This is a genomic window from Synechococcus sp. MU1655 (assembly GCF_023630655.1).
Classification (GTDB): domain Bacteria; phylum Cyanobacteriota; class Cyanobacteriia; order PCC-6307; family Cyanobiaceae; genus Synechococcus_C.
This window is the reverse complement of sequence record NZ_JAKUHK010000113.1, coordinates 1-6,086: the sequence shown is the minus strand read 5'-3', so window position 1 is coordinate 6,086 and position 6,086 is coordinate 1. Positions and strand designations below refer to the sequence as shown.

Annotated in this window: 8 protein-coding genes; 4 read left to right on the top strand and 4 right to left on the bottom strand. The window is 51.0% G+C overall.

Annotated features, from left to right (window positions below; translation table 11 throughout):
- The coding region (ftsH, locus tag NCN04_RS06610) for an ATP-dependent zinc metalloprotease FtsH (RefSeq protein ID WP_250395567.1) at positions 1 to 1,546 on the top strand (1,546 nt) is incomplete at its 5' end.
- Positions 1,547 to 1,631: 85 nt separating this feature from the next.
- Here ftsH and clpP read toward each other — a convergent pair.
- Entirely contained in the window at positions 1,632 to 2,222 is a 591-nt protein-coding gene (gene clpP, locus NCN04_RS06605; RefSeq protein ID WP_011619341.1) for an ATP-dependent Clp endopeptidase proteolytic subunit ClpP, read from the bottom strand.
- Between the two features lie 81 nt (positions 2,223 to 2,303).
- Here clpP and psb29 point away from each other — a divergent pair, with 81 nt between their 5' ends.
- Positions 2,304 to 3,047 (top strand): photosystem II biogenesis protein Psp29, encoded by a 744-nt coding sequence (gene psb29 / locus NCN04_RS06600; protein WP_250395566.1) that lies wholly within the window; start codon positions 2,304 to 2,306, stop codon positions 3,045 to 3,047.
- On the opposite strand, the gene NCN04_RS06595 is transcribed toward psb29, so the two are convergent.
- From NCN04_RS06595 to petN, 3 genes are read right to left on the bottom strand one after another with little or no spacing between them, the layout of a single operon-like run.
- On the bottom strand, positions 2,999 to 4,444 hold the full coding sequence (locus tag NCN04_RS06595; RefSeq protein ID WP_250395565.1) for a hypothetical protein: 1,446 nt from the start codon (positions 4,442 to 4,444) through the stop codon (positions 2,999 to 3,001). The genes psb29 and NCN04_RS06595 overlap by 49 nt on opposite strands.
- Complete coding sequence (locus NCN04_RS06590; protein ID WP_157028569.1) at positions 4,431 to 4,580, bottom strand: hypothetical protein; 150 nt, start codon at positions 4,578 to 4,580, stop codon at positions 4,431 to 4,433. The genes NCN04_RS06595 and NCN04_RS06590 overlap by 14 nt, the downstream gene beginning before the upstream one ends.
- A gap of 1 nt (position 4,581) precedes the next feature.
- Positions 4,582 to 4,683: a cytochrome b6-f complex subunit PetN gene (gene petN / locus NCN04_RS06585; RefSeq protein ID WP_011619345.1), complete on the bottom strand. Its 102-nt coding sequence runs from the start codon at positions 4,681 to 4,683 to the stop codon at positions 4,582 to 4,584.
- A 74-nt stretch (positions 4,684 to 4,757) separates the two neighbouring features.
- On the opposite strand from petN, the gene clpS reads away from it, so the two are divergent.
- Complete coding sequence (gene clpS / locus NCN04_RS06580) at positions 4,758 to 5,054, top strand: ATP-dependent Clp protease adapter ClpS (RefSeq protein ID WP_250395564.1); 297 nt, start codon at positions 4,758 to 4,760, stop codon at positions 5,052 to 5,054.
- Between the two features lie 5 nt (positions 5,055 to 5,059).
- A partial coding sequence (locus tag NCN04_RS06575; protein ID WP_250395563.1) for a BCD family MFS transporter occupies positions 5,060 to 6,086 on the top strand: 1,027 nt, incomplete at its 3' end.

The window sequence follows — 6,086 nt, the reverse complement described above, 5'->3', positions numbered from 1 at the left end:
ACCTCCAGCTCTAGGAATTCTTGGGAACCTCCTCTTCCCGCTTCTGCTGATTGGATCTTTGATCTTTCTCGCTCGTCGGGGAAATTCCATGCCAGGCGGTCCTGGACAAGCGATGCAGTTTGGCAAGACCAAAGCGCGTTTTGCGATGGAAGCCGATACAGGGGTGAAATTTGATGATGTTGCCGGTGTCAGCGAAGCCAAGCAAGATCTTCAAGAAGTCGTCACCTTTTTGAAACAGCCTGAGCGTTTTACGTCTGTTGGTGCTCAGATTCCTAAGGGCGTTTTGTTGGTTGGTCCTCCAGGAACAGGTAAAACTCTCCTTGCCAAAGCCATCGCTGGAGAGGCCGGTGTTCCTTTTTTCTCCCTTTCTGGTTCTGAATTCGTTGAGATGTTCGTGGGTGTAGGTGCAAGCCGCGTCCGAGATCTGTTCAAACGAGCGAAGGAGAATAGTCCTTGTCTCATCTTCATTGATGAGATCGATGCTGTCGGACGACAGCGTGGTGCCGGAATTGGTGGAGGCAACGATGAGCGAGAACAAACGCTCAACCAGTTGCTCACTGAAATGGATGGGTTTGAAGGAAACAGTGGAATCATCATCCTTGCAGCAACCAACAGGCCTGATGTGCTTGATTCGGCGCTGATGCGTCCAGGTCGTTTTGACCGTCAAGTTACGGTTGATGCTCCTGATATAAAAGGCCGCCTTTCCATCCTCGAAGTTCATGCGAGGAATAAAAAACTCGATGAGCAGCTCACTCTCGACAGTATTGCCAGAAGGACTCCTGGTTTTACAGGCGCAGATCTTGCCAATCTGTTGAACGAGGCAGCAATCCTTACGGCGCGACGTCGCAAAGAGAGTATCGGAATTTCAGAAATCGATGATGCCGTGGATCGCATCATTGCAGGTATGGAAGGTCATCCCCTCACCGATGGTCGAAGCAAGCGATTGATTGCTTATCACGAGGTGGGTCATGCCTTAGTGGGCACCCTCGTGAAAGATCATGATCCTGTTCAAAAGGTCACGTTGATTCCACGGGGACAGGCTCAGGGCTTGACATGGTTTTCACCAGATGAAGAGCAGATGCTCGTGTCTCGTGCCCAACTCAAAGCTCGCATCATGGGAGCCTTGGGAGGGCGCGCCGCAGAGGATGTTGTCTTCGGTCACTCCGAGGTCACCACTGGTGCTGGTGGTGACATCCAAATGGTGGCTTCCATGGCCCGTCAAATGGTGACGCAGTTCGGCATGAGCCAATTGGGCCCCATGGCTCTGGAGGGCGGCAGCCAGGAGGTTTTTCTGGGCCGCGATTTGATGACGCGTAGCGATGTGTCTGATGCCATCTCCAAACAGATTGATGAGCAGGTGCGATTGATCGTGATGAAGTGCTATGAGGAAACCGTTGCACTCGTTGGTCAACATCGCCAAGCCATGGACAAATTGGTAGAGCAATTGATTGAGCAGGAAACGATGGACGGTGATGAATTCCGTAGTGTCGTTGCTGAATTTGCTGAAATTCCTGATAAGGAACGTTTCTCTCCCATCCTGGCTTAAAGCAAAAAGACCAGACTTTTAAGAAGTCTGGTCTTCAATTATTTTCAACTCAATTTGAAAGACCTTCATAAAGAGGGTCTTTTTTTTATACCGAGCGGACAGGACTCTTATCGATGACGTTGTCGATTAAGCCATATTCCATAGCCTGTTGTGGAGACATAAAGAAATCTCGATCAGTATCGGCTTGGATTTTGTCTAGAGGTTGTCCAGTGCGATCGGCCAATTCATGGTTCAAACGATCCTTAAGGAACAAGATTTCATCGGCCTGGATTCGAATATCACTGGCCTGACCACTTGCTCCACCCAAGGGCTGGTGAATCATGATCCGAGAATGCTGCAAACTGCTGCGCTTACCTTTGGCGCCAGCGCAGAGAAGGAAAGCACCCATGCTTGCGGCAAGGCCAACACAAACGGTATGAACATCCGGTTTAATGTGCTGCATGGTGTCAAAGATCCCCAACCCGTCGTACACCGATCCACCTGGAGAATTGACATATAGAAAGATCTCTTTTTCGGGATCTTCCGCTTCCAGAAAAAGAAGCTGCGCAACGATTCGATTGGCAGAATCACTGGTGACAGGCTCACCTAAGAAAATGATTCGCTCCCTCAAGAGACGAGAATAAATATCAAAAGCCCTTTCTCCTCGTCCTGATTCCTCGATCACAATCGGGATCATGTTGCACAGCATCAGTTAGAACAATCTTAACGGCGGCAGCAGCGGCGCTATGGTCTTGATTCAAAGTGCGGTTGAAGGACCTTGACGGATCAACGGACGATCGCTGACAGCAAGCGTGCCTTTCATACAGCTTTTCCTTATGTGATTCCTTCTCTGTACAGGAGAACGGCTGACGAGCTGTTGGTTGAGCTGCATCTTCTCAGTCACCAACAGCATTTCAAGAGCGATGCCTTCTTTGCTGTTGGCTTACGTCAGGTGTTTACGGCGTTCACTCAGGGCTACAAGCCTGAAAAACACCTCGATGAGCTCTATGCAGCCATTTGTACATGCAATGGGTTTGATCCTGAAGCCTTGAAACAGCTCGCAGAGGGATCGACCTCAGCGGTGGCTGGACACACAATCAATGAAGTGCGTGAGTGGCTTTCCAATCGCGGGGCTGGGGCTCCTGAGCCTTTGGCATCTGGCATTTCAAGTGTTGGTGGTGAGTCATTTCACTACTCGCGACTGATGGCTGTGGGCTTGTTGAGCCTGCTCTCATCCGCTCAAGGTGGAGAACCCTCAGATCCTGACGAACTCAAAAACCTCGCCCATGAAATCGGTGAGCAACTTGGACTTTCCAAACCTCGTTTGGATAAGGACCTCAGCCTGTACACATCCAATCTTGAAAAGATGGCCCAGGCCGTGGAACTGATTGAAGAAACCTTGGCAGCGGAACGTCGTAAACGGGATCGTCAGGTGGCCAATTCTCAAGCAAGCGATTCAAAGACACCGGAAGCTCAATCTGTGTCGCCCGATGAATCAGGTGCGGAAGAGATCACTAATTGACCACTCATCTCCCACCATGCCTGTTGGCCTGATGCCTTCGGGTTAGGAGAAGGTATGGCCGGTTTGACTTGAAGATGCAAGGAATCGGCCTGCTTTAGAAGTGCAGGCCACGATCCATTCATGAGTCCCAGAATCTCAAGGTTTCGGGGACGAGCATTGAGCTTCAGCGCTGCAGGGGATGACAGTGGAAGTACTTGATAAAAGGGTTTGGTGTCGGGAAGGCTGGCTAGCCCTGCACTGAAGAGCGGAACTTTTTGGTATTCCTGCAACCATAGCCAACCCCCCACAACTTTGCTCTGCCCGTCACGTTGATCGTTCCAAATCACAGCATCAGCTGGGTTTGCCTTGTCTTGAGCTGGAGTAGATCGTTGAAAGCCGCGTTCCTCTAAACGATTGCTTACTTGATCAAGAACTGTGGCCCAAGCGGCAGAGCCTCCAGGCAACGGTGCTTGAAATTGGAGTCCAGCCCGGTAGGGCCCTTTGGTTTGTTGTTGTAATCGCAGCGAAAAGGGTGAGAGTGCGAGCCTTGATCGCGTGGATTGATTCACTCCGTACTGAGATTCCAAGGGTTCTTGGATGATCTGGCGACTCAGCAGCATTCCCAGAATCAAATCAACACGGGCTCCATGCACTTCAAGGAGGCTGGCCTGGTCAAAGTTTGATGGTTTTTGACGATCAGAGACTGAAAACTTCCAGCCTTGTTTGGGTTGTGATGCAGCAAGAGCAATCGAGCGATCGCCAACGTATCCGCCCCAATGAAGAGTGTTGCCATTGAGGCGCAGTGCAAGACACCCATGACTCCCTTGCTGAAGCAAGGGAGCTGTGGTTCCGCTGATTGAAGCGAGTGCATCACTCGTCCAAAACACCGCTGGAGCGTCAGCGAGACGCTGCATACAACGACTGTGAAGGGAGGTTGGTTGCGTTGGGCGTTCGGAGTGGCGCTGAAGTCTTTGAATGAGTTGTTGACGATGCAGCTCATCGGAGCCGAGCAAGCTCAAACCCAAAACCTGGTGTTTGCGCAGATTTTTGCTGTCGTCGGCCAGAAGTTGATCGGGAAGGATCAAGTAGGCATCGCCATCTTCTGACCACCCCTGCCACCAAATCGATCGCCCCTGCCGTTTCCATAAGTTGCCAGCTCGCACCAGACCCAAGCGTTGATTCCAAAGCTTGGGTGCTGGGCGTTTGGCATCTCCGTGAAAGGACTGAATCAAGCTGAAGGCCCCTGAGACGCGACTGAGCGATGCAGGGGTTCCATCGTCTTGATGTGATGGCTGATTCAGAATGACGCCAATCAGACCGCTCAATAAAACAGTCCCTAACCCCAGTGTCGTGAGGGGGAGGGACTGAGCGAGAGATCGATAGGTGGAGATCTTCAGGAGTGATTCAGCTGCGGTCACGAGAACGCCTGCGACGACGATCTTTCCACTCGATGGTGGAAAGGTAAACGACTATCACGCTGACAAAGACCAAAAGAACCGCAGCGGTCATCGCCAATCCCTGACTGACGATGGGAGCTTGCAGTGCTTCGTTCACTTCAGAAATTCAGGGTGCCATCACCGTTGCGGCCCCAGACCACCATCGCAATCGAGAAACTGAAGACAGCAGCAAGGGATGCCCAGGCAATCGTGAACAGCATTGAATTAACGCTTGAATGTAGAGAGTTTACCTAGGTTCCCCCTCCGGAACTGACTGGTTGATTCATTACTTCTTATGACCATGGCAACTCCTGGAACCGCGAGCGTCCTGCAGCCCGACCGCACAACCCTGCGTTACCCGAATGCCAGAGTCATCGTTCTCAACGATGACGTGAATACGTTCGAACACGTCGTTGAGTGTTTATGCAAAATCATTCCTGGGATGAATAGCGATAAGGCTTGGACCCTGGCCCATCAAATCGATGGAGAAGGCGCTGCAGAAGTGTGGGCAGGCCCCCTGGAGCCCGCAGAGCTTTACCACCAACAGCTCAGTAGCGAGGGACTCACGATGGCTCCCCTGGAACGCAATTAACGTCCATGGCCGCTTCCATTGAGATGAACGAGGTTCAAGGTCTTCGCTGGCCAACCCTGCTCCGATTAAGTCTTTTCCAGGCTTGTCTTGGAACCCTCGCGGTGCTTTTCACTGGGACCTTTAATCGGATTCTCATTACAGAACTTGCCTTTCCTGCATTGCTGGCAGGCGGTGGTTTGGGATTTGAGCAACTGGTTTCACCGGCACGGGTGTTGTTTGGCCATCTCAGTGACTCGCATCCCTTAATGGGTCAACATCGGACGCCCTATGTACTGCTTGGGACCATCGCCATTTGTCTATTGGCGACTTTAAGTGTTCCCGTTAGTTTTAAAGTAAAAGAAGCTCTAGACAGTGGATCTCCCTTATTAGCTTCGGCTGGAGTTGCGGCATTTTGTGGTTTATTTGCTCTTTACGGCTTGGCGACTTCTCTAGCTAGTACCTCCTATTTAGCCCTCGTGATCGATCGCACAACGGAAGAACAACGACCGCGATGCATCGGTGTGATTTGGGCGATGCTCACCATCGGAATCATCGTTGGAGCGATTGCAATCAGTCTTGCTGTCAGCTCGATTGACGGCATTTCTGATCCAATCGTTCTTCAGAGTTGGCTTCAGAAGTTCATGATCTCGATCACCTCGATCGTGATGGTGTTGACCATTATTTCGACCTGGGGGGTGGAAAAGCCAATAGCAACTGGAACAGTTCGACCTGTCCAGGATTTGATCACACTTCAAGATGCATGGGGTGTTGTCACCTCAAGCCGACAAATTGTGATCTTTTTTGGATTTTTAGTTTTATTTACCCTTGGACTCTTTTTACAGGATCCAATTCTGGAAAGTTTTGGAGCTGAGGTCTTTTTGATGCCTGTGTCTAAAACCACTCTGCTCAATGCATGGTGGGGATCAGGAACACTGGTTGGTTTGCTTCTAGCGGGCTGGTTCATCACACCAAAACTTGGGAAGTTGGCCACTGCCCGTTTGGGTTGCTGGATGGTGATGGGTTCTCTGTTTCTGTTGGTGATCAGCGGCTGGC

Excerpts from the sequence above, each read along its gene's own strand:
- petN (WP_011619345.1), bottom strand. The coding sequence starts at position 4,683 with ATGCTGTTCACGATTGCCTGGGCATCCCTTGCTGCTGTCTTCAGTTTC.
- clpS (WP_250395564.1), top strand. The coding sequence starts at position 4,758 with ATGACCATGGCAACTCCTGGAACCGCGAGCGTCCTGCAGCCCGACCGC.
- clpP (WP_011619341.1), bottom strand. The coding sequence starts at position 2,222 with ATGATCCCGATTGTGATCGAGGAATCAGGACGAGGAGAAAGGGCTTTT.